The following is a 21,820-nucleotide window of genomic DNA, read 5'->3' on the forward strand; positions in this document are numbered from 1 at the left end:
GGACCGGAGACCGGTCAGGGGGCCAGCGCCTGCGCCTCGTCCTCGTCGCGGGCCACGGCCCGGTCGGCGGGCCGCACCGGCGGCCGGTCGGGCACCACCGAGCGCAGCCGCTCCACCAGTGGCCGCTCCAGGACCCGGTAGGACAGCGCGGCCACCGCGACCGCGGCGGCCAGCGTGCCGCCCAGCACCACCGGCAGCGGGCTCTCGAACAGGTCCCAGAACGCCACGAGCAGCAGCAGGTGGAACAGGAAGACGCCGTAGGAGATCTCCCCGGCCCAGTGCACCGGGCGGCTGGCGAGCACGCGGCGGGCGCGGCCGCGGGTCTGGTCGCCGAACACCAGCGGCAGCACCGCGAGCGCGGCCACGCCGGTGTAGAGCACGTGCTTGACCACCACCTGCGGGCCGGTCAGCCCCTGGTCCAGCTGCACCGGGCCGGTGAGCGGGCCGGCGGCCACCCAGAACAGGGCGGCGGCGCCGGCCCAGCAGGTCCACGGGCTCGACGCCAGCACCTCGACCGCCCGGACCGGCGCGCGGTCGGGTGCCGACACGGTGAGGACCGCGACGGCCATCCCGGCGGCGAACCAGGACAGGTAGGCCGGCAGCCACAGGGTCAGCGAGCCGAGGACGAGCGGGTCGCTCGCCGCCCAGAGGCTCCAGCCCCACCCGAGCAGCGACAGCACCCCCAGCCCGGCGAGCAGCCGCCGCGGCCGCCACCCGCCGGCGACCGCCAGCAGGACGCGGACCAGCAGCGGCAGCAGCAGGTAGAAGGCGACCTCGGTGCACAGGCTCCAGGCGTGGTCGAGGCCCTCGGCGTGCCAGTCGCGCGAGTAGATCTGCGTCAGCGTCAGGAAGCGCAGCCAGTCACCGGCCGTGGCGCCCTCGTTGCCCGGGAGGAACAGCATCGCCAGCGCCACGCACAGCCAGTAGGCCGGCAGGATCCGCAGCGCCCGCCGCCACAGGTAGGCGGTGGTGCGCGGGGCGGGCCGGTCCTCGGCGGCGGCGCGCAGGAACGGCTGGGAGAGCAGGAACCCCGACAGCGTGAAGAACACCGCGACGCCGACGTCGAGGCGGGCGAGGGCGAACCCGCCGGGGTCGGGGGTGTAGGCGCCGGCCCAGAACGCGGCGTGGGTGGTGACGACGGCCAGCGCGGCCAGCGCGCGCAGGCCGTTGAGGCAGGGGTAGCGCACCGCGGTCAGCCCCCGCCCGGCGTCAGGGGACGGGGCGTCCCGACGGTCGCCACGCCCACGCACACCGGCACCCCCGGGTCGTCGACGGCGACCACCAGCTCGTCGACCGCGCCGTCGACCTGCAGGTACAGGTCGCGCAGCCCGGCGCCGACCAGCCTGCCGCCGAGGGTGTCCCCGGCCTGCACGGTGACGGCGTTGGCGCCGCCGGCGATGTAGGCGACCTGCACGATCCACCGGCCCGGCGGCACCGCCTGGCGCAGCGGGACGGTCACCGGCGCGCCGGCCACCTGCCAGCCGCAGTCCGGCTGCGGCCCCGGGCCCGACGTCGTCACCGGATCGACGGCGGCGAGCTGCCCGCGGCCCCGGTCGTCGAGCGCGGCGAGCTGGTGGGTCACCTCGCCGACCTGCAGGAAGTGCGGCTGCGCCGGCAGCCCGGAGAGCACCACCGAGGCCCGGTTCGCCGGCGCGAGCGCCCCCGGCACGACCTCCTCGGGCACGGTGGTGTCGGCGACGACGAGGTCCTGCCGCCCGATCACCGACGCCCGCGCCTCCGCCACGTAGTCGCGGGTGGCGTTGACCGACCAGAAGGAGGCGAACCCGGCGGTCGACAGCACGCAGCCGACGGCGAGCGCGCCGCCCACCGCCACGCCCAGCGCCGGGCGGGCGAGGCGGGCGGGGAGACCCGCCGCCCGGCGCCGCCGGAGCACCGGGGGAGCGCCGACGACGGGCAGCACGGCCAGCGTCAGGCCCAGCGCCGCCAGCAGCGCCAGGGTCGCCGGCGCGACGGTGCCGGCGGGCAGCCCGCCGGTCACGTCGGCCCGGTCGGGCGCGGCACCCTCGGCCAGCAGGACGACCGCGCCGGCCGCGGCCGCGAGCAGCCACGCCCGCAGCGCGCCGCGGGCGAGCACCACGCTGCCCACCACGACGGCGGCGACGACGGCGCCCGCGCCCCACACCAGCGCCGGCGGGGGCTCGGGGACGGCGAACGGCAGCGCCACCGGCCGCCACCCCCACGGGCCGCCGACCAGGCCGGGCAGCACCGTGCGGGCCAGCTCGCCGGGGGCCGCCCCGGCCGCCGCGTGGAGGCGGGTGGGGTCGAGCAGCGGGCCGGCGTCGGTGAGCGCCCGGGCGAGCAGCCCGGCGAACACGCCGGCGGCCTGCGCGGCCCACGCGGTGCGCCACCGCGCGAGCGCCCGCACGCGCTCCCGCAGCGGTCCGGCGGTGGCCCACGCCAGCGTGCCGGCGAGGAGCAGCAGCGGGACGAGCGCCACCCAGCCGGCGAACAGCAGCCCCCCCGCCACCGCGAGCCCGGCGACCACCGCCGGTCCGGGGGCGCGGGTCCGCAGGTGCCGCACGTGCGCGCCGACCGCCGTCAGCAGGACCAGCTGCAGGGGCAGCTGGACGAGCGCGGCGCTCCACCACAGCCCGCCGACGAGCGGCAGCGAGCTGGTGAGGTAGACGGTGAACGGCAGCAGCACCGCCGGGCGGCGGCCGGCGAGGTCGACCAGCAGCCGGTAGAGCAGCAGGTCGACGAGGAGCTGGCCGGCCACCTCCAGGGCCACCAGCCCGGGCCAGGAGTAGGGCGCCACCGAGGCCACGCCGCGGGCGAGGGCGGCGGCCGCGGGCGGGCCGGGCACCTCGCCGGTCAGCCCGATGAGGGAGGCCGGCGCGAGCAGGTCCTGCCGGGTCAGCCAGCCCCCGGCCGCCGTCCAGGCGCGCAGCAGCAGGTGCACGGCCACCAGGGCCGCGGCGACGGCGGGGACGAGGGCCTCGCGGTCGACCCGCAGCTGCACGACGGTGCGCGGGGAGCCCGCCCGCGGCGCCGTCCCGGTCGCCGGCTCTGCGGCGGGGACGCCGACGTCCGCAGGTGAGGCCATGGAACTCCGATCGCTGTGAGCGAGGTCTCGACGGAGGGTAACCAGCGACGTTACCGGCCGGTAGCCCGCCGCCGGGTGAGCCGGCTCAGGCGGTGCGGGCGACGAGCTGGACGAGCACCTCGGTGGCGACGTCGGTGTCCTCGGCGAGCGCCGCGGCCTCGCCGCGCTCGACCCGGGCCAGCATCAGCTCGTTGAGCCCGCCGACGGCAGCGAGCACCAGCGCGCGGTCCACCGGGCGCACCTCGCCGGGGTGCTGGCGTGCCAGGTCGGCGGCGACGCCGCTGATCAGCTCGACGTAGCGGTCGATGACCTGCCGGCGCAGCGCGAGCGCCGGGCGGCCGGCGGCCTGCACCTCGACCAGCGACGCCCACGCCACCTCGGGGTTGGCGGCGAGCACCTCCAGGTAGGCGCGCACCGCCGTCCGCAGCCGGTCGCGCCAGGGGAGCCCGGCCGCGGCAGCCTGGGCGGCCCGCACCGTGGCGAGCATCTTGTCGCTGGCCCGGGTGTAGAGCTCGAGCAGGCAGTGCTCCTTGTCGCGGAAGTGCGCGTAGACGACGGTCTTGGACACCCGGCCCTCGCGGGCGATGTCGGAGATGGTCGTGGCGCGGTAGCCCTTGGCCGCCATGCAGGTGGCCAGCGCCAGCATGATGCGCACCCGGCGGGCGGCGTCGTCCTCGGTGAGGTCGGCCGGCGAGACCAGGGCTTCCACGGCCGGGATGCTACGGCCGCCGGGCCCCCGGACCGGCCCACGACGCCGCGGCCGGCGGCGGGCGGTGAGGCGGTTCACCGCCCGCCCCGGGAACACATCGCCGCCGGGGGCTGTCGTCCCCTGGGTGACGCCCCCGACGCCTGCCCGTGCGCCGCTGCGCGCCTACGCCGTCTGGCTGACCGCGCTGGCCGCCTACGTCGTCGCGGTCTTCCACCGCGCCTCCCTCGGCGTGGCGGGCGTGGAGGCGCAGGAGCGGTTCTCCGCCGGCGCCTCGGCGGTGTCGCTGTTCCTCGTGCTGCAGCTGGCCGTCTACGCGGGGCTGCAGGTGCCGGTCGGGGTGGCGCTGGACCGGTTCGGCTCGCGGCGGCTGATCCTCGCCGGCGGGCTGACGATGGCCGCCGGCCAGCTGGTGCTGGCGATCGCCACCGACGTCCCCACCGCGGTCGCCGCCCGGGTGCTCGTCGGCGCCGGGGACGCCATGACCTTCATCAGCGTGCTGCGGGTGATCGGGTTCTGGTTCCCCGGCCCCACCGTCCCGGTCGTCACGCAGCTCACCGGCATCCTCGGGCAGGTCGGGCAGATCGTGGCCGCCTACCCGCTGGTCGCGCTGCTGCACGCCGCCGGCTGGCGCAGCACCTTCCTCGGCGCCGCGGCGGTCGGCGTGCTCGTCGTGGTCCTGGCGTCGGCCACGCTGCGCGACGCCCCGCCCGGCACACCCGCGAGCAGCGCCGCCGGGCTGGCCGAGGTGCGCCGCAGCCTGACCCTCACCTGGCGCGAGCCCGGCACCCGCATCGGCCTCTACACCCACCTGGTCACGCAGTTCTCCGGCACCGTCTTCGCGCTGCTGTGGGGCTATCCGTTCCTCGTCCTCGGCCAGGGGCTGGCCCCGGCGACGGCGGCCGGGCTGCTGAGCCTGCTGGTGGTCGTCGGCATGGCCGTCGGCCCGCTGCTGGGCCGGCTGTGCGGGCGGTGGCCGCTGCGCCGCTCGGTCCTCGTGCTCGGCATCCTCGGCCTCACCGCGACCACCTGGACGGCGGTGCTGCTGTGGCCCGGCCGGGCGCCGCTGTGGCTGCTGGTGGTGCTGGTCGTGGTCCTCGGCACCAACGGCCCGGGCTCGATGATCGGCTTCGACTACGCCCGCACCTGGAACCCCGCCGAGCGCCAGGGCAGCGCCAGCGGCGTGGTCAACGTCGGCGGGTTCGTCGCCTCGCTGCTGACGATCCTCGCCATCGGCGCGGTCCTCGACGCGCTCACCCCGGGCGGCTCCACCGCCTACGACCTCGGCGCCTTCCGCGCCGCGTTCGCCGTCCAGTACGTGTTCTGGGCGGTCGGGCTGGTCGGCGTGCTGCGCCACCGCCGCGTGCTGCGCGCCCGGCTGGCCCGCGACGGCGTCGTCCTCGCCCCGCTGCACGCCGCCGTCACCGCCCGGCTGCGCGGGGGCTCGGCCTACCGCTGAGCGTGCGGCAGGATCGGCCGGCGTGGAGGCCGGCGGCACCGACGCCTACCGCCCCGACGCCTGGCACGACCTGGCGGTGGCGGCGGTCGGTGCCACCGCGGCCCTGACCGGGCTGCTGTTCGTCGCGGTCTCGATCAACCTCGACCGGATCCTGTCCTACGCCTGGCTGCCCCGTCGCGCCGGGGCGACGCTGGTGCTGCTGGTGGCACTGCTGGCGGCCGGCCTGTTCGTCCTCGTCCCCGGCCAGCCGCTGTCGGTGCTCGCCGCCGAGCTCGCCGCCACCGGGCTGGTGCTCGCCGTCACCGGGGCCGCCGAGCTGGTCCCGGTGCAGGGGGAGGCCGGCCGTCCCCGGGGCAGGCGGGTGAGCCGGGCGGTCATCGTGCTGCTGCCGGCCGGTGCCCTGCTGGCGGCGGCGGGGTCGCTCGCCCTCGGCGACGGCGGCGGGCTGTACTGGCTGGCCGGGGCCCTCGTCGGCGGGATCGCGGCGGCCTGCGCGAACGCCTGGGTGCTGCTCGTCGAGATCATGCGCTGACCTCGCGTCCGCACCGCCGCCGCGGGCAGGATCGCGCGCATGGACGTGGTGGTCGGGCTGGACAGCGGGACGACGGCCACCAAGGCGGTGACCGCGGGAGTCGACGGGCGGGTCCGCGACCTGGTCAGCGTCGGCTACTCGCTGTCGATGCCCGCGCCCGGCCGCGCCGAGCTCGACGCACGGCGCCTCGCCGACGCCGCCGTCCAGGCGCTCGCCGCCGTCAGCGCCGCCGTCCACGGGAGCGGCGACCGGGTCGTGGGGATCTCCCTGTCCGCGGCGATGCACGGTCTGGTGCCCATGGACGACGACGGCCGGCCGCTGGGCCCGGTGGTCACCTGGGCCGACGACCGCGCCGCCGGTTTCGCCGGGGCGCTGCGCGCCGACGGCCGCGCCGGCGGGCTGCACACCCGCACCGGGACGCCGGTGCACCCGATGTCCCCGCTGCTCAAGCTCGCCTGGCTGCGCGCCGAGGACCCCGACCGGCTGGCCGGCGTGCCGCGCTGGGGCGGGGTGAAGGAGCTCGTCGTCGCGGCGCTGCACGGCGGCCCGCAGGTGCTCGACCGCTCGTGCGCCTCCTCGACCGGCCTCTACGGCCTGCGCACCGGGTCCTGGGATCCCGAGGCGCTGCAGATCGCCGGGGTGCGCGCCGACCAGCTCGGGGTGGTGCTGCCGACGACGGCGGTGCTGCCTGGGTTGCGCCCGGAGGTGGCCGCGGCGACCGGGCTGCCCCGGGACACCCCGGTGGTCATCGGCGCCTCCGACGGCGTGCTGGCCAACCTCGGCCTCGGCGCCGTCCGCCCGCAGGTCGCCGCGGTGTCGCTGGGCACCAGCGGCGCGATGCGGGTCGTCGTCCCCGAGCCCACGACCGACCCCGCGCACCGGCTGTTCTGCTACGCGCTCACCGACGACCAGTGGGTGGTCGGCGGCGCGGTGAACAACGGCGGCTCGGTGGTGCGCTGGGCGGGGCAGGCCCTGGCCGGCGGGGAGGCGCTCACGGGGGAGGACGCCGACGCCCTCGACGCCCGGTTGCTGGCCGAGGCGCAGGAGGTGCCGGCCGGCAGCGCGGGGCTGCTGTGCCTGCCCTACCTGCTCGGCGAGCGGGCGCCGTGGTGGCGCTCCGGGCTGCGCGGCGCCTACGTCGGCCTGCGCCGCGAGCACCGCCGGCCGCACCTGGTGCGGGCCGCCGTCGAGGGGGTGTGCCAGCAGCTCGCGCTGGTCCGCGACGCGTTCTCGGCCACCGGCGTGCCGGTCACCGAGGTCCGCGCCACCGGCGGCGCGGTGGCCTCCCCGCTGTGGGTGCGCACGCTGGCGGCCGCGCTCGACCTCCCGGTGCGGGTGGCCGACTCGCCGGAGGGCACCGGCCTGGGCGCGGCGCTGCTCGGCCTGCACGCCCTCGGCGCGCTGCCCGACCTCGACGCGGCGACCGCGCTCGTCGGCGTCTCCGACCCCGTCGAGCCCGACCCGGCCGCCGCGGACCTCTACCGCCGGGTGCGCCCGCTGGTCGAGCGGTCCGCCGACGCGCTGGCCGACGTCCTGGCCACGCTGGACGCCCTCGACGACACCCCGTCGGGCCACCCGGTCTGACCGCGCGCCACCGAGGCGCGGACGCCGTCGTCCCGCGCCAGGATGGCGCCCTGACCGCAAGCGGAGGTGCGACATGAGGGGTGCGGCGCGGGCCGCGGTGGCCGGGCTGGGCGCGGTGGCGGCGGTGGCCGCCCGGGACCTGCTGCAGCGGGAGCACACCCTGCTGCGCAACTTCCCGGTGATCGGGCACGCCCGCTACCTGCTGGAGTCGATGGGGCCGGAGCTGCGGCAGTACCTGGTGGCGGGCAACAACGAGGAGCGGCCCTTCACCCGCGACCAGCGCCGGTGGGTCTACGCCTCGGCCAAGGGGCAGAACAACTACTTCGGGTTCGGCACCGACAACGACCTCGAGTACACGGCGGGCTACCCGGTGATCAACCACCGCACCTTCGGCCGCGCCGTCCCGCCGTCGCACCCGCACTCCGCCTCCGACGTCGCGCTGCCCTCGGCGAAGGTGCTCGGCGGCCCGCGCGGGCGGCGCCTGGCGTTCCGGCCGGCGTCGGTGGTCAACGTGTCGGCGATGAGCTTCGGGTCGCTGTCGGGCGCGGCGGTCGAGGCGCTCAATCGGGGCGCGGCGCTGGCCGGGTGCCTGCACAACACCGGCGAGGGCGGGTTGTCGGTGCACCACCGGCACGGCGGGGAGCTGGTGTTCCAGATCGGCACCGCCTACTTCGGTTGCCGCGACGAGCGAGGCCGCTTCGACCTCCAGCGACTCAAGGACCTGGTGGCGTCCGCGCCGGTACGGGCGCTGGAGGTCAAGCTCAGCCAGGGCGCCAAGCCCGGCCTGGGCGGGGTGCTGCCGGGGGCGAAGGTGACCGCCGAGATCGCCGCCGCCCGCGGAGTGCCGGAGGGCGTCGACTGCGTCAGCCCGTCCCGGCACGCGGAGTTCGGCGACGTCGACGGCCTGCTCGACTGGGTGGAGCTGCTGGCCGCCGAGACCGGGCTGCCGGTGGGCATCAAGTCCGCCGTCGGCGACATGGCCTTCTGGGACGAGCTGACCGAGCTCATGGCCGGCACCGGCCGCGGGGTGGACTTCGTGACGGTCGACGGCGGCGAGGGCGGCACCGGCGCCGCGCCGCTGATCTTCACCGACTCGGTGTCCCTGCCGTTCCAGCTCGGCTTCGCCCGGGTGTACTCGACCTTCGCCCGGCGCGGGCTGGCCGAGCAGGTCACCTTCGTCGGCGCCGGCAAGCTCGGGCTGCCCGACAACGCGATCGTGGCGTTCGCCCTCGGCTGCGACATGGTCAACATCGCCCGCGAGGCGATGCTGGCGATCGGCTGCATCCAGGCGCAGAAGTGCCACACCGACACCTGCCCGACCGGCGTCGCCACGCAGAACGCCTGGCTCAGCCACGGCCTGGACCCGGCGCTGAAGTCGGTGCGGCTGGCCAACTACGTCGCCACGCTGCGCCGCGACCTGCTCAAGGTGGCCGAGGCCTGCGGCGTCGAGCACCCGGGGCTGATCGACACCGGCTCGGTCGAGGTGCTCACCGGGCGGACGGCGTCGACCCCGCTGGGCGAGGTCTACGGCTACGAGCCCGGGTGGGGGCTGCCCTCGGCCGCCGACCGCGAGCAGATCGTCGCGGTCATGACGGCCGAGGCCCCCCAGGGCGGCTCGGCACCCCCCTCGGAGGACGCCCAGGCATAGGAAGCTCCCCCCACGTCGTGGGCGCCAGGACGTGGGGATCGCTTCCTATGCCGCGCCGCCGCGCAGCAGGTCCTCGAAGGAGGGGACGTCGGCGAACGGGTCGGCCGGGCGAGCCGACGCCGGCCGTCCGGTGACGACGTCGGCCAGCTCGCCGGCCGCGCGGTCGACCCGCGCCGCCAGCTCGCCGCCGGCACCGTCGCCGCCGGCCCAGTCCTCGCTCGCCGCGAACACCGCGGTCGGCACGGTCACCGCGCGCAGGTAGGCGAACAGCGGCCGCATGGCGTGCTCGAGCACCAGCGAGTGCCGGGCGGTGCCGGCGGTGGCGGCCAGCAGGACGGGCGTGCCGGTGAGCGCGTCCTTCTCCAGCACGTCGACGAAGGACTTGAACAGCCCGCTGTAGGAGGCGGTGAACACCGGCGTCACCGCGATGACGGCGTCGGCGCCGGTCACCGTCTCGATCGCCGCGCGCAGCGCCGCGTTCGGGAAGCCGGTGACGAAGGCGTCGGCCAGGTCGCGCGCGTGCTCGCGCAGCTCGACGACCTCGACGACGGCGTCCTCGCCCCGCTCGCGCAGGGCGGCCACCGTCGCGGCGGTCAGCCGGTCGGCCAGCAGCCGGGTCGACGACGGCGTCGACAGCCCGGCGCTGACCACGGCCAGGGTGCGGGTGGTCACGCGGAGACCTCCTCGGCGGTGCGCCCGGTGACGTCGTCACCGGCGGCGTGGACGGTGGGGTCGACCGCGCCGCCGCGGGCGGCGACCCGCGAGGCGTGGGTGGGCGCGTCGGGCACGTGCGCGGGCTTGAGCGCCGCGAACTCCCGGCGCAGCACCGGCACGACCTCCTCGCCCAGGACGTCCAGCTGCTCGAGCACGGTCTTCAGCGGCAGGCCGGCGTGGTCGACGAGGAACAGCTGGCGCTGGTAGTCACCGACGTACTCGCGGAACCCGAGGGTGCGCTCGATGACCTGCTGCGGGGAGCCGACGGTCAGCGGCGTCTCGCGGGAGAAGTCCTCCAGCGACGGGCCGTGGCCGTAGACCGGCGCGTTGTCGAAGTAGGGCCGGAACTCGTCCACGGCGTCCTGCGAGTTCTTGCGCACGAACACCTGACCGCCGAGGCCGACGATCGCCTGCTCGGCGCTGCCGTGACCGTGGTGCTCGAAGCGGCGGCGGTAGAACTCCACCATCCGCTGCGTGTGCTCCTTCGGCCAGAAGATGTGGTTGGAGAAGAACCCGTCGCCGTAGTAGGCGGCCTGCTCGGCGATCTGCGGCGAGCGGATCGACCCGTGCCACACGAACGGCGCGACGCCGTCGAGCGGGCGCGGGGTCGAGGTGAAGCCCTGCAGCGGCGTGCGGAAGCGGCCCGACCAGTCGACGACCTCCTCGTCCCACAGCCGGCGCAGCAGCGCGTAGTTCTCGACCGCCAGCGGCAGCCCGTCGCGGATGTCCTGGCCGAACCAGGGGTAGACCGGACCGGTGTTGCCACGGCCCAGCATGAGGTCGACGCGGCCGCCGGCGAGGTGCTGCAGCATCGCGTAGTCCTCGGCGATCTTCACCGGGTCGTTGGTGGTGATCAGCGTGGTCGCCGTCGACAGCTGCAGCCGCTGCGTGCGCGCCGCGACGTAGGCCAGGGTCGTGGTGGGCGAGGACGAGAAGAACGGCGGGTTGTGGTGCTCGCCGAGCGCGAAGACGTCCAGGCCGACCTCCTCGGCCTTCTCCGCGATCCGGACGACGGCCTGGATCCGCTCCGCCTCGCTGGGCGTGCGGCCGGTGGTGGGGTCGGTCGTGACGTCGCTGACCGAGAAGACGCCGAACTGCATCTCGTGCTCCATGTGGTTGAGCGTGCAACTACTGCACTCCGCCGAACTCCCGGCCACCCGGATCCATTCCCAGGCTCTCGTGACCGTGCCGAGACACATCCACTGCGCTGCGTGATCACCCCGGCACGTCGCGACGACCCCACTCCGACGGCCCGGTCCGCTGCCCGTCGGGCCGGTCCGGCCGGTCCTCCGGGGTGGGAGATTGTGATCACTCCGACCGGCCAGCGGGGAACCGGATCGGACGGCGTACCGAGGGGGACCGGGATGTCGCAGGTGGGTGAGGGGCGCGCACGGCACGCAGCGGCCGGGGACGACGACCCGAGACGGGCACCGAGCGGGCTCGACGGCCTGCTGGGCACGGGGCCGGTGTTCAAGACGGCGGTGCGCGGCTACGACCGCGCGCAGGTGGACACCTACGTGGACTGGGCCGAGACCGAGGTCATGGTCCTGCGGCGGGAGAACGACCACCTCCTCAGCCGCTACGCCGCCTGCTCGACCGAGCTGCAGAACGCCCGGCGCCGGCTCGCGGCGCTGGTCCGCGAGCGGCAGTCGCTGCCCGGGCCGGAGGAGGCCAGGGCCCTGGTGGCCCGGGCCGAGCAGGAGGCCGCCGCGGTCACCTCGACCGCCGAGGAGGAGGCCCGGCGGCTGCTCGCCGAGGCCCGCACCGAGGCCGAGGCGCGGCTCCGCGGGGTCGCCGAGATGCGCGAGGCGGTCATCGCGCTGCGCGAGCAGACCCGCAGCGAGGCCGCGGCCGTGCTCGAGGCGGCCCGCCGCCAGGCGGCGGAGGTGGGCCGGGCAGCGGCCGAGGAGCGCGCCCGGCTCGACCGCGCGGCCGCCGAGGCGCGCGAGCAGCGGGACCGGGAGGCCGCCGAGGTGCGCGCCCGGGCCGACGCCGAGGCGCTCGAGCGCCGGCTGGCCGCCGAGGCCGAGCTCGCGCCGCTGCGCGACGAGCGCGACCAGGCCCGCGAGTGGCTGCTCGGGCTGACCGGCCAGATCGACCGGGCCCTCGCGGTCGTCGCCGGGGCGCTGCCCGAGGACGTCCCCGTCCTCGCCGAGCGCCGGGGGACCGCCGGAGTGCCGGACGGTCGCGACCCGGTCGCCGTCGGTGATGCGTCGCAGCTCACGATGCTGCACGGGGCCGGCCGGCCCGAGGTCGCCGCGGCCTCCTGACCGGCTCGCTGAGCAGGGCGGACGCCGGCCGCGGGGTCGGCGTCCGTCCCGCCTGCACCCCACCTGTCCCGCCCGTCCCTCCGGTCCCCGTGTTGTCACGGACCGGTAACGGCCTCTACCGTGGCGGGCGTCCGGTTGGTCGTCCCTCCCCGTCCGGGGAACCTGGCCGGACGCCGCCGAGTCGTGTCCGTCCCCGCGGACGCGAGCCGGGGACCCACCGCAGTGCCGGGGTGAATCGCACCCGGCGAGCTCCGCTCGCCGGCGCGTAGGGCTGCTTCCCGCCCGAACCCGTCAGCTAACTCGGTAGGCGGCTCACGGAAGGAACGGAGTCTCCGCATGCCCCGCCTCCGGGCCCCCGTGGCCCGCAGGTGCAGCCGCCGGCGCGCGCAGCGTGCCCTCGCGTCCTCCTGACGCCGGCTCGACCCTGCCCTGCCGCGCCCGGCACCGCCGGAGCCGCCGGAGACCCGCACTCCGCCAGACCCCGTAGACCGCGACCGCGTGTGCGCGCCCACGCCCCGGGCCGCCGCGTGCTCTCTCCCCCCGGAGTTCCCACCCTCATGCCCCGTAACCGCCACACCGCCTCCGACACGCCGGAGACCCTCGAGGCCGCCGCCGTCGAGGTCACCGACGTCGACGAGGCCCCCGCCCGCCGCCGCGGCCTGCTCGGCTCCCGCCGTCCGGCGCTGCTGCTCGGCACCGCCACCGCCGGCGCCCTGCTCGTCGGCGTCCTGACCGCCACCGGTACCGGCGGCAGCGCCGACACCGGGACCGACACCGCGAGCGCCTCCGTGGGCGTCGCCGAGGCGCTGGGCATCCCGCCGCAGTCCGAGGACGAGGACGCGGCCACCACCAGCGCCATCGGGGACGACACCCTCGCCTCCCTCGAGGACCTCGCCGCCTCGCGCAACCAGCGCACCGCGGTCGACGCCGCCGCCGTCGAGGCCCAGGCCGCCGCCGAGCAGGCTGCCGCAGAGCAGGCCGCCGCCGAGGAGGCCGCCCGCGTCGCCGCCGAGGAGGAGGCCGCCCGCGCCGCCGCCGAGGCCCAGGCCGCCGCCGAGGCCCAGGCCGCTGCCGAGGCTGCCGCGGCCGAGCAGGCCGCCGCCGAGCAGGCTGCTGCCGAGCAGGCCGCTGCCGCCGCGCCGGCCGCCGCGGCCACCGAGGCGCCGGCCGCCAGCAGCAGCGGCTCGAGCACCGCCAAGAGCGGGTCGTTCAAGGACTACGCGCTCAGCCTCGTCGGCGCCGAGCAGTTCTCCTGCCTGGAGAAGCTGTGGGGCAAGGAGAGCGGCTGGAACCCCACCGCGCAGAACCCCACCAGCACCGCCTACGGCATCGCGCAGTTCCTCGACTCCACCTGGGCCAGCACCGGCATCGCCAAGACCTCCGACGGTTACCTGCAGATCGACGCCGGCCTGATCTACATCAACGACCGCTACGGCTCGCCGTGCGAGGCCTGGGCCCACTCGCAGGCCACCGGCTGGTACTAGAAGGACCCGCTGCCCCCCACACCTCGCTCCGCTCGGCGCGGGCCCCTGCACGGGGGCCGTTCCAGCACGTCACCCAGGGGGGCCGTTCCGGTACGTCACTGAGGGAGGGCCGGTGACCAGGGTGGTGCCCGCGGCGTTCGTCCGCGCGCACACCCAGGTCCGCCGGCCCTCCCTCGTCCCGGAGGTGCGGCTGCACGTCGCCGACGACGTCGTCGCGCTGTGGGAGGCGATGGAGGACGCCGGCGGGGCCGGTGAGGACCCGCCGTTCTGGGCCGCGGCCTGGCCCGGCGGGCAGGCGCTGGCCCGGGCCGTGCTCGACGGCGCCGTCCCGGTGGCCGGCCGCCGCGTCCTCGACCTCGGGTCGGGCAGCGGGCTGGTCGCCGTCGCCGCCGTCCTCGCCGGTGCCCGGCACGTGCTGGCCAGCGACGTCGACCCGTTCTCCCGGACGGCGGTCGCGGTCAACGCGGTCCTCAACGGCGTCACCGGGATCAGCGTCATCGGCGACGTCCTGCACCGCGAGCCCCCGGACGTCGACGTCGTCCTGGCCGGGGACGTCTGCTACGACCGCGTGATGACCGAGCGGGTGCTGCCCTTCCTCGACCGGGCCCGCGCCCGCGGCAGCGCCGTCCTCGTCGGCGACCCGGGCCGGCCCTACCTGCCGCACGAGCGGCTCGAGCCGGTCACCGTCCTCGACGTGCCCGAGACCGAGGGCCCGGGCCTGCGCCGCACCACGGTGTGGCGGCTGCCCTGAGCGCCCCCGGGCACCGAGCCACGCTCGGTAGGGTCGCCGCCGTGGCCGCACCGCTCCCCGTCCCGCCCGGCGGCAGCCGCGGACGCCGCGCCCGCCGCCCCTCCGGCGACGACCGCGAGCGGGCCATCCTCACCACCGCCGAGGAGCTGCTCGGGCAGCGTCCGCTGGCCGACATCTCCGTCGACGACCTCGCGCGGGGAGCGGGCATCTCCCGGCCGACCTTCTACTTCTACTTCCCGTCCAAGGACGCCGTCGTGCTCGCGCTGCTCGACCGGGTGGTCGAGGAGGCGCGCGCCTCCCGGGCCGCGGCGCTGCGGCGGGCCGGCGACGACGTCCGCGCCGGCTGGCGGGGCGCGCTCGAGGCGGTCCGCGACACCTTCCTCGCCCACCGCGCGCTCACCACCGCGGCGGCGTCCCTGCTGGCCACCAGCGCCGAGGTGCGCGCGCTGTGGTCGCAGGTGATGGAGCAGTTCGTCGCCGAGACCGCCGCCGCCATCGAGGCCGAGCGGGCCCGGGGCGCCGCCCCGCCCGGGCCGCCCGCCCGCGACCTCGCCGTCGCACTGAACTGGATGGACGAGCGGGTCATCCACGCGACCGCCACCGGGACGACGCCCGCGCTGGCCGAGGACGACCTGCTCGACGTGCTGCTCACCGTGTGGCTGCGCACCGTCTACGGCGGCGACGGCCCGGCCGCCGCCCCCGGTTGATCGACGCGCCGTCGACCGGCTCGACAGTGTGTCGAGTACTGTCGTGCAGGTCACCCCGGCCGTCCCGAGGAGCGCCATGACCGAGCCCAGCACCGCCCGCCACGTCGACGTGCTGATCGTCGGCGCCGGACTCTCCGGCATCGGCGCAGCCTGCCACCTGCAGCGCGAGGCCTCGGGCCGGACCTACGCCGTCCTCGAGGCCCGTGAGGCCATCGGCGGCACCTGGGACCTGTTCCGCTACCCGGGCGTGCGCTCGGACTCGGACATGTTCACGCTCGGCTACTCCTTCCGGCCGTGGACCGACCCGAAGGCGATCGCCGACGGCGCCTCCATCCGCGAGTACGTGCAGGACACCGCCCGCGAGTACGGCGTCGACCGGCACGTCCGCTACGGCACCCGCGTCGTCGCCGCCTCCTGGTCCACCGAGGACTCGCGGTGGACGGTCACCGCCGAGCGCGCGGGCACCGGCGAGACCGAGACGTGGACCTGCTCGTGGCTGTCGGTCTGCTCCGGCTACTACCGCTACGACGAGGGCCACCGCCCGCGGTTCCCCGGCGAGGAGCGCTTCGGCGGGCAGGTGGTGCACCCGCAGCACTGGCCCGACGACCTCGACTGGGCCGGCAAGCGGGTCGTCGTCATCGGCAGCGGCGCCACCGCCGTCACCCTCGTGCCCAGCCTGGCCGAGCGGGCCGCGCACGTGACCATGCTGCAGCGCACCCCCACCTACGTCGTGAGCCTGCCCGGCCGCGACGCGCTCGCCGAGAAGCTGCGCCGCCGGCTGCCCGACCGCGTCGTCTACCCGGTGGTCCGGTGGAAGAACGTGCTGGTCTCGATGGCGTCCTTCCAGCTCAGCCGGCGCCGGCCCGAGCTGATGAAGCGGGTCCTGGCCAAGGCGGCGGCCAAGGAGCTGCCCGGCAGCGTCGACGTCGGCACGCACTTCAACCCGCCCTACGACCCGTGGGACCAGCGGCTGTGCGTGGTGCCCGACGGCGACCTGTTCCGCGTGCTGCGCGAGGGCCGGGCGTCGATCGTGACCGACCGGATCGCCGGCTTCGACGAGACCGGCATCGCGCTGGAGTCGGGGGAGCACCTCGACGCCGACGTCGTCGTGACCGCCACCGGGCTGAACCTGCTGCCCGTCGGCGGCATGGCGCTGCGCGTGGACGGCGAGGACGTCGACCTGTCGCGCACCGTCTCCTACAAGGGCTTCATGATCTCCGGCGTGCCGAACTTCGCGATGACGATCGGCTACACCAACGCCTCGTGGACGCTGAAGGCCGACCTGGTCGCCCGCTACGTCTGCCGGCTGCTGGAGCACCTCGACCGCAACGGCTACGCCGCGGCCACCCCGCTCGCCCCGCCCGAGGGCGGCACCGCGCCCTTCATCGGCCTGTCGTCCGGCTACGTGCAGCGCAGCCTCGCGGCGCTGCCGAAGCAGGGGTCCCGGGCGCCGTGGAAGCTGTACCAGAACTACGTCCGCGACGTGCTGCTCATGCGCCGCGGGCCGCTGGAGGACGAGGGCATCCGGTTCACCCGCCCGGTCCGCGAGCCCGCCACGGCCGGCGTCGGCGAGGTGGCGGCGTGATGCGGCCCTACGACTTCACCGGCACCGCCGTCGTCACCGGCGCGGCCAGCGGCATCGGCGCCGCGCTGGCACCGGCGCTGGCGGCCCGCGGCAACGACCTGGTCCTGCTCGACCGGGACGCCGAGCGGCTCGCCGGGGTCGCGGCCGCGGTGCGGGCGGCCTTCCCCGCCCGGTCGGTCGACACCGTGGTCGCCGACCTCGCCGACGCCGGGCAGGTGCGCGAGGCCGGCGAGGCGATCGTCGCCGGACACCCCGGGACGACGCTGCTGGTCAACAACGCCGGCGTCGCGCTGGGCGGGCGGTTCGACCAGGTGACCCTCGAGGAGTTCGACTGGGTCCTCGACATCAACTTCCGCGCCGCCGTCCGGCTCAGCCACGCCCTGCTGCCCACGCTCAAGGCGCACCCCGGCTCCCACCTGGTCAACGTGTCGAGCATCTTCGGGATCATGGCCCCGGCCGGGCAGGCCGCGTACTCGTCGAGCAAGTTCGCCGTCCGCGGCTTCACCGAGGCGCTGCGCCACGAGCTGGCCGACGACGGCGTCGGCGTCACCAGCGTGCACCCCGGCGGCATCGCCACCCGCATCGCCGAGACCGCCCGGGTGGCCAGCGGCGTGGACCCGGCGGAGGCCGAGCAGGGCAAGCGCGAGTTCTCGAAGATGCTGCGCTACCCGGCCGACCGGGCCGCCGCGCGGATCGTCACGGCGGTCGAGCGGCGCCGTCCGCGGCTGCTCATCGGCGCGAGCGCCGCCGTCCCCGACGTCCTGGTGCGGCTGGCACCCGGCTCCTACGGCCGCCTCCTCGCCGGGGCGACCCGGCTGGCGGGGCTGCGCCGGGCCTGAGGGCCCGCACCGGGCGATGGCCGTCCACGTCGGCACCTCCGGCTGGAGCTACGACCACTGGGACGGCGTCCTCTACCCGCCCGGGACGCCGCCCCGGGACCGGCTGGCGCACTACGTGCGCCGGTTCGGCACCGTCGAGCTCAACGCCAGCTTCTACCGCTGGCCGCGGACGGCGACGTTCGCCTCGTGGCGGCGCCGGCTGCCCGAGGGCTTCCAGCTGTCGGTCAAGGCGCCGCGCGGCCTGACCCACGCCAAGCGGCTCTACGCCCCCGAGGTGTGGGTGGAGCGGATGACCGCGGCCTGGCACGAGCTGGGACCGCGGCGGGCCGTGCTGCTGGTGCAGCTGCACCCGGCCGCCGCCCGCGACGACGCCCGGCTGGACTTCTTCCTGTCCCTGCTGCCGGAGTGGGTGCGGGTGGCCGTCGAGTTCCGCCACCCCAGCTGGCACGACGACGCGGTGTTCGCGCTGCTGGAGCGCCACGGCGCCGCCTACTGCGTCATGAGCGGCGCCGGCCTGCCGTGCGTGCTGCGGGCCACGGCGCCGTTCGTCTACGTCCGGCTGCACGGCCCCGACCCCGGACACCTCTACGCCGGCTCCTACGCCGACGCCGACCTGCGCTGGTGGGCCGACCGGGTGGGGGAGTGGAGGGCGCAGGGCCGCGACGTCTACGCCTACTTCAACAACGACGGCCACGGCCACGCCGTGCGCAACGCGGAGACACTGCGCGCGCTGACCGGCGGCTGAGGTCCCCAGCCGCGAGACTGGGGCCGGTTCCCGCCCACCGGGGCGGGCGGGCCGGGGGAGGTGCGCGTGAGCGAGTCCGAGGACAGGCCCCGCGACAGCGGGCTGGTGGCCCGCTCGGTCGAGGAGTTCGTCGCGCAGCTGCGCGGCTTCACCGACCGGGCCACCCGGCTGGCCGCCGGCGCCGTGCCGTCGGGGCTGTCGCTGCCGCGGCTGCCCTCGCCGCCCGGGGCGATGTCGGCTGCCCAGGTGCGCTCGGTCGCCGCGTCGGTGAAGGCCCAGCGGCAGCTCATCGAGGGCCTGATCGGGCAGCTGCAGGCGTTCGACGAGCAGCTCGCCGTCTTCGAGCGGATCCTCGACCCGCTGGTGGAGTGGAGCTCCACCTGGGCGCGGCTGGAGGAGTCCTTCGCCGACGTCGTCCGCCGGTCGCCGACGGACCGGGACGCACCGCCGTCCTGACCCCTGTCTGCATGGTCATGCGCGATCGTGCATAATCTTCCCCGTGTCCAAGGTGCTCACGTCCCTGCCCGTCGGCGAACGCGTCGGGATCGCCTTCTCCGGCGGTCTCGACACCTCCGTGGCGGTGGCCTGGATGCGCGACCGCGGCGCGGTCCCGTGCACCTACACCGCCGACCTCGGCCAGTACGACGAGCCCGACATCGACTCGGTGCCCGGCCGCGCCACCGCCTACGGCGCGGAGGTCGCCCGGCTGGTCGACTGCCGGCAGGCGCTGGTCGAGGAGGGGCTCGCGGCACTGACCTGCGGTGCCTTCCACATCCGCTCCGGCGGGCGCAGCTACTTCAACACCACCCCGCTGGGGCGCGCGGTCACCGGCACGCTGCTGGTGCGCGCCATGCTCGAGGACGACGTCCAGATCTGGGGCGACGGCTCGACGTTCAAGGGCAACGACATCGAGCGCTTCTACCGCTACGGGCTGCTGGCCAACCCGTCGCTGCGGATCTACAAGCCGTGGCTGGACGCCGCGTTCGTCGAGCAGCTCGGCGGGCGCCGGGAGATGTCGGAGTGGCTGACCGCCCACGGGCTGCCCTACCGCGACAGCGCCGAGCGGGCCTACTCCACCGACGCCAACATCTGGGGCGCCACCCACGAGGCCAAGCGCCTGGAGCACCTGGACGCCAGCATCGAGATCGTCGAGCCGATCATGGGCGTCCGCTTCTGGGACCCCGCCGTGGAGATCCCCACCGAGGACGTCACCGTCGGCTTCGCCCAGGGCCGGCCGGTGAGCATCAACGGCAAGGAGTTCGACTCCGCCGTCGACCTGGTGCTCGAGGCCAACGCCATCGGCGGCCGGCACGGGCTGGGCATGTCCGACCAGATCGAGAACCGGGTCATCGAGGCCAAGAGCCGCGGCATCTACGAGGCGCCGGGCATGGCGCTGCTGCACGCGGCCTACGAGCGGCTGGTCAACGCCGTCCACAACGAGGACACCCTCGCCGCCTACCACACCGAGGGCCGCAAGCTCGGCCGGCTGATGTACGAGGGCCGGTGGCTGGACCCCCAGGCGCTCATGCTGCGGGAGTCGCTGCAGCGGTGGGTCGGCATGGCGGTCACCGGCGAGGTCACGCTGCGGCTGCGGCGGGGCGAGGACTGGTCGGTGCTGGAGACGTCCGGGCCGGCGTTCAGCTACCACCCCGACCGGCTGTCGATGGAGCGCACCGAGGACCCGGCGTTCGGGCCGACCGACCGCATCGGCCAGCTGACCATGCGCAACCTCGACATCGCCGACTCGCGGGCCAAGCTCGAGCAGTACGCCGCGCTCGGCATGGTGGGCAGCGGCCCCGAGCGGGTCGCCATCGGCGCCGCGCAGGCCGCCGCCACCGGGCTCATCGGCGCCATGACCCAGGGCGGCGCCGAGGCGATCGCCGCCCGCGGCGGCCCGGCCGGCGACGACGAGCTGCTCGACCGCGCCGCCATGGAGGCCGGCAACGACTGACGCCCGCCCTGCGGGTCTCGTCTCCTCCGCCGCTGTCCCAGAAGGCGGCTTCTGAGACACCCAGGCGCGGACTGGTCGGCAATCCGCGCCACGGGCCGGGCCTGCGATTCACGACTGGCTCGCGCAGGAGTCGAGCAGTTGATCGGCGTACTAGTGGTACGCGATGACCGACCACAGGTGGCGGCGGAGAAGCCGCCACCGCCCGGCACCCGCTGGTCAGTCCTCGACTGCCCCGTACACGACCGACCGGAAGTCGGCCTCGGGCAGGTCGAAGCCGACCATGTGCTGCGTCATGAGCACGCCGACGATCTCCTCGACCGGGTCGACCCAGAAATAGGTCTTCGCCGCACCAGCCCAGCCGAACTCGCCGGGGGAGCCGGCCAGCGCGGTCTGGCCGATGTCCATGGCGACGCGAGAGCCTAGGCCGAACCCGTAGCCGGGCGCCGGTATGCCCCCTAGCACGTACGGGAGCAGTGCCGGGGTGAGATGGTTCGTGTGCATCAGCTTGAGTGTCTTGCGCCCGATGATGCGGCTGCCGTCCTCCGCCTTCCCCGTGAGCAGCATGTTCGCGAAGAGCAGGTAGTCCGAGGCGGTGCCGAACAGGCCGTGGCCGCCGCGCTGAAAGACCTCCGGCGTGTCGCTCGGGTAGGTCGATTCCACCTCCCGGCGGCCGAGATCGCCCGTGGCGAACGCCATCGCGAGCTGGCTGAAGGTCATGTCCTTGCCGACGATGTCTGGCAGGCCGTACATGGCGGCGAGGCGGTCGCGGGCTGACTCGGGAACGCCGAAGGCGGTGTCGGTCATGCCGAGTGGCCCGAACAGGCGCTCCTGGAGGAAGTCCCCGAGCTTTCGGCCTGAGATGACCTCGATGAGACGGGCCGCGACGTCGATGCCCACGCTGTAGTGCCACTGCGTCCCGGGCGCGAAGGCGAGCGGGAGCGTCGCGAGCTCGTCGACGAACTGCTCCAGCGTGCGCGTCGGGTCGTTGCAGATCCGGTGCTCGCGGCACTGCTCCGCCACCGGGAAGTCCTCGAGAAAGTCATAGGTGAGCCCGCTCGTGTGGGTGAGCACGTCGCGGATCTGCATCGGGCGCAGCGGCGACTGGTCCTCGAGCGTCCCGCCGGGCCCGGCGATCTTCGTTGCCCCGAACGCCGGAATCCACTTGGCGACAGGGTCGACGAGCTGGAACCTCCCCTCCTCGAAGAGCGTCATCAGCGCCGTGCAGATGATCGGCTTGGTCATCGAGTACAACCGGTAGATCGTGTTCTCCGCCAGGGGCACCTCTGCTTCACGGTCCTGCCAACCGACCAGTCCGGCATGGATGAGCCGGCCGCGGCGTGACACCAGCGTCGCGAAGCCTGGATAGCCGCGCTCGTCGACGTACTTCTGGAGCGCAGGCGCGATGCGCTCCAGCCGGTTGGCGCTCATCCCCACCGATTCCGGAGACGACAGCCGGGATTCAACCTGTGTCATGGGTGACTCCTTTGAACGGGACGGGCGCCGACCATATGTCGCTGGCTCCACCTCGAACAGGCTGGCTGACTAAGGAGTCGTTGCGGAAGTGCGCCAGTGCGTGGTCGGCGCGCGGCGCCACGGGCGGTTGACCTGCGTGGCCTGCCGACGAGCTCGGTCGGCATGGACTTCCGCAACGTCCTCTAAGGGCTGTCGCCGAGCTCGCACCCGTCCGGCCTGCGGGGCAGGCGTCACCGAAGCCTGTCCCGGAGGGGTCGCTCAGGGACACACCGGTTGGTGACGCCGCTGGCCGCCGGTACTCGGTCACA

General features: G+C 75.6%; 19 protein-coding genes and 1 riboswitch. Of the genes, 13 read left to right on the forward strand and 6 right to left on the reverse strand.

The window, feature by feature from the left end:
- Positions 1–14 precede the first annotated feature (14 nt).
- The 3 genes from ACI780_RS03605 to ACI780_RS03615 form a co-directional block, all read right to left on the reverse strand.
- The gene (locus ACI780_RS03605; protein ID WP_457000828.1) at positions 15–1,187 is read right to left on the reverse strand and encodes an acyltransferase family protein; all 1,173 of its coding nucleotides are present in this window, start codon (positions 1,185–1,187) and stop codon (positions 15–17) included.
- A gap of 5 nt (positions 1,188–1,192) precedes the next feature.
- Positions 1,193–3,064 (reverse strand): hypothetical protein, encoded by a 1,872-nt coding sequence (locus ACI780_RS03610; protein WP_457000830.1) that lies wholly within the window; start codon positions 3,062–3,064, stop codon positions 1,193–1,195.
- 85 nt (positions 3,065–3,149) lie between these two features.
- Positions 3,150–3,773, reverse strand: a complete 624-nt coding sequence (locus ACI780_RS03615; protein ID WP_457000832.1) for a TetR/AcrR family transcriptional regulator — start codon at positions 3,771–3,773, stop codon at positions 3,150–3,152.
- A gap of 124 nt (positions 3,774–3,897) precedes the next feature.
- Between ACI780_RS03615 and ACI780_RS03620 the strand changes: the two genes are divergently transcribed.
- The 4 genes from ACI780_RS03620 to ACI780_RS03635 all read left to right on the forward strand — a co-directional run bounded on the left by ACI780_RS03620 (position 3,898) and on the right by ACI780_RS03635 (position 8,993).
- The gene (locus ACI780_RS03620) at positions 3,898–5,229 is read left to right on the forward strand and encodes an MFS transporter (RefSeq protein ID WP_456870779.1); all 1,332 of its coding nucleotides are present in this window, start codon (positions 3,898–3,900) and stop codon (positions 5,227–5,229) included.
- Between the two features lie 22 nt (positions 5,230–5,251).
- Positions 5,252–5,761 (forward strand): hypothetical protein, encoded by a 510-nt coding sequence (locus tag ACI780_RS03625; RefSeq protein WP_456870778.1) that lies wholly within the window; start codon positions 5,252–5,254, stop codon positions 5,759–5,761.
- Between the two features lie 39 nt (positions 5,762–5,800).
- Entirely contained in the window at positions 5,801–7,345 is a 1,545-nt protein-coding gene (locus ACI780_RS03630; RefSeq protein ID WP_457000835.1) for a gluconokinase, read from the forward strand.
- Positions 7,346–7,418: 73 nt separating this feature from the next.
- On the forward strand, positions 7,419–8,993 hold the full coding sequence (locus ACI780_RS03635) for an FMN-binding glutamate synthase family protein (RefSeq protein WP_457000837.1): 1,575 nt from the start codon (positions 7,419–7,421) through the stop codon (positions 8,991–8,993).
- A 45-nt stretch (positions 8,994–9,038) separates the two neighbouring features.
- Here the strand turns inward: ACI780_RS03635 and ACI780_RS03640 are convergent, their stop codons facing one another.
- Entirely contained in the window at positions 9,039–9,665 is a 627-nt protein-coding gene (locus tag ACI780_RS03640; protein WP_456870775.1) for an FMN reductase, read from the reverse strand.
- Complete coding sequence (locus tag ACI780_RS03645; RefSeq protein WP_457000839.1) at positions 9,662–10,819, reverse strand: LLM class flavin-dependent oxidoreductase; 1,158 nt, start codon at positions 10,817–10,819, stop codon at positions 9,662–9,664. The genes ACI780_RS03640 and ACI780_RS03645 overlap by 4 nt, the downstream gene beginning before the upstream one ends.
- A gap of 252 nt (positions 10,820–11,071) precedes the next feature.
- Between ACI780_RS03645 and ACI780_RS03650 the strand changes: the two genes are divergently transcribed.
- The 9 genes from ACI780_RS03650 to argG all read left to right on the forward strand — a co-directional run bounded on the left by ACI780_RS03650 (position 11,072) and on the right by argG (position 20,039).
- Positions 11,072–11,977, forward strand: coding sequence for a DivIVA domain-containing protein (locus ACI780_RS03650; protein ID WP_457000841.1), 906 nt, complete (start codon positions 11,072–11,074; stop codon positions 11,975–11,977).
- A gap of 164 nt (positions 11,978–12,141) precedes the next feature.
- Positions 12,142–12,303: riboswitch (cyclic di-AMP (ydaO/yuaA leader) on the forward strand.
- Between the two features lie 231 nt (positions 12,304–12,534).
- Positions 12,535–13,461, forward strand: coding sequence for an aggregation-promoting factor C-terminal-like domain-containing protein (locus tag ACI780_RS03655; protein WP_456870772.1), 927 nt, complete (start codon positions 12,535–12,537; stop codon positions 13,459–13,461).
- A gap of 112 nt (positions 13,462–13,573) precedes the next feature.
- The gene (locus ACI780_RS03660) at positions 13,574–14,212 is read left to right on the forward strand and encodes a class I SAM-dependent methyltransferase (RefSeq protein WP_457000844.1); all 639 of its coding nucleotides are present in this window, start codon (positions 13,574–13,576) and stop codon (positions 14,210–14,212) included.
- A 41-nt stretch (positions 14,213–14,253) separates the two neighbouring features.
- On the forward strand, positions 14,254–14,919 hold the full coding sequence (locus tag ACI780_RS03665; protein WP_456870770.1) for a TetR/AcrR family transcriptional regulator: 666 nt from the start codon (positions 14,254–14,256) through the stop codon (positions 14,917–14,919).
- A gap of 76 nt (positions 14,920–14,995) precedes the next feature.
- A complete protein-coding gene (locus tag ACI780_RS03670; protein WP_457000846.1) occupies positions 14,996–16,504 on the forward strand; it encodes a flavin-containing monooxygenase in 1,509 nt (502 codons plus the stop codon).
- Complete coding sequence (locus ACI780_RS03675; RefSeq protein ID WP_457000910.1) at positions 16,504–17,343, forward strand: SDR family NAD(P)-dependent oxidoreductase; 840 nt, start codon at positions 16,504–16,506, stop codon at positions 17,341–17,343. Before ACI780_RS03670 ends, ACI780_RS03675 begins: the two co-directional genes overlap by 1 nt.
- A 16-nt stretch (positions 17,344–17,359) precedes the next feature.
- Positions 17,360–18,088 (forward strand): DUF72 domain-containing protein, encoded by a 729-nt coding sequence (locus ACI780_RS03680; protein WP_457000848.1) that lies wholly within the window; start codon positions 17,360–17,362, stop codon positions 18,086–18,088.
- 66 nt (positions 18,089–18,154) lie between these two features.
- Positions 18,155–18,544: a hypothetical protein gene (locus ACI780_RS03685; RefSeq protein ID WP_457000850.1), complete on the forward strand. Its 390-nt coding sequence runs from the start codon at positions 18,155–18,157 to the stop codon at positions 18,542–18,544.
- Between the two features lie 43 nt (positions 18,545–18,587).
- The gene (argG, locus tag ACI780_RS03690; protein ID WP_457000852.1) at positions 18,588–20,039 is read left to right on the forward strand and encodes an argininosuccinate synthase; all 1,452 of its coding nucleotides are present in this window, start codon (positions 18,588–18,590) and stop codon (positions 20,037–20,039) included.
- Between the two features lie 216 nt (positions 20,040–20,255).
- On the opposite strand, the gene ACI780_RS03695 is transcribed toward argG, so the two are convergent.
- On the reverse strand, positions 20,256–21,512 hold the full coding sequence (locus tag ACI780_RS03695) for a serine hydrolase domain-containing protein (protein ID WP_457000854.1): 1,257 nt from the start codon (positions 21,510–21,512) through the stop codon (positions 20,256–20,258).
- Positions 21,513–21,820: the final 308 nt, after the last annotated feature.

It is taken from the genome of Geodermatophilus sp. SYSU D00814, from assembly GCF_054050055.1.

Bases quoted from the DNA above. Each gene is read 5' to 3' on its own strand.
- ACI780_RS03655 (WP_456870772.1), top strand. From the start codon at position 12,535: ATGCCCCGTAACCGCCACACCGCCTCCGACACGCCGGAGACCCTCGAG.
- ACI780_RS03645 (WP_457000839.1), bottom strand. From the start codon at position 10,819: ATGGAGCACGAGATGCAGTTCGGCGTCTTCTCGGTCAGCGACGTCACG.
- ACI780_RS03680 (WP_457000848.1), top strand. From the start codon at position 17,360: ATGGCCGTCCACGTCGGCACCTCCGGCTGGAGCTACGACCACTGGGAC.
- ACI780_RS03670 (WP_457000846.1), top strand. From the start codon at position 14,996: ATGACCGAGCCCAGCACCGCCCGCCACGTCGACGTGCTGATCGTCGGC.
- ACI780_RS03695 (WP_457000854.1), bottom strand. From the start codon at position 21,512: ATGACACAGGTTGAATCCCGGCTGTCGTCTCCGGAATCGGTGGGGATG.
- ACI780_RS03650 (WP_457000841.1), top strand. From the start codon at position 11,072: ATGTCGCAGGTGGGTGAGGGGCGCGCACGGCACGCAGCGGCCGGGGAC.
- ACI780_RS03610 (WP_457000830.1), bottom strand. From the start codon at position 3,064: ATGGCCTCACCTGCGGACGTCGGCGTCCCCGCCGCAGAGCCGGCGACC.
- ACI780_RS03630 (WP_457000835.1), top strand. From the start codon at position 5,801: ATGGACGTGGTGGTCGGGCTGGACAGCGGGACGACGGCCACCAAGGCG.
- ACI780_RS03675 (WP_457000910.1), top strand. From the start codon at position 16,504: ATGCGGCCCTACGACTTCACCGGCACCGCCGTCGTCACCGGCGCGGCC.
- ACI780_RS03635 (WP_457000837.1), top strand. From the start codon at position 7,419: ATGAGGGGTGCGGCGCGGGCCGCGGTGGCCGGGCTGGGCGCGGTGGCG.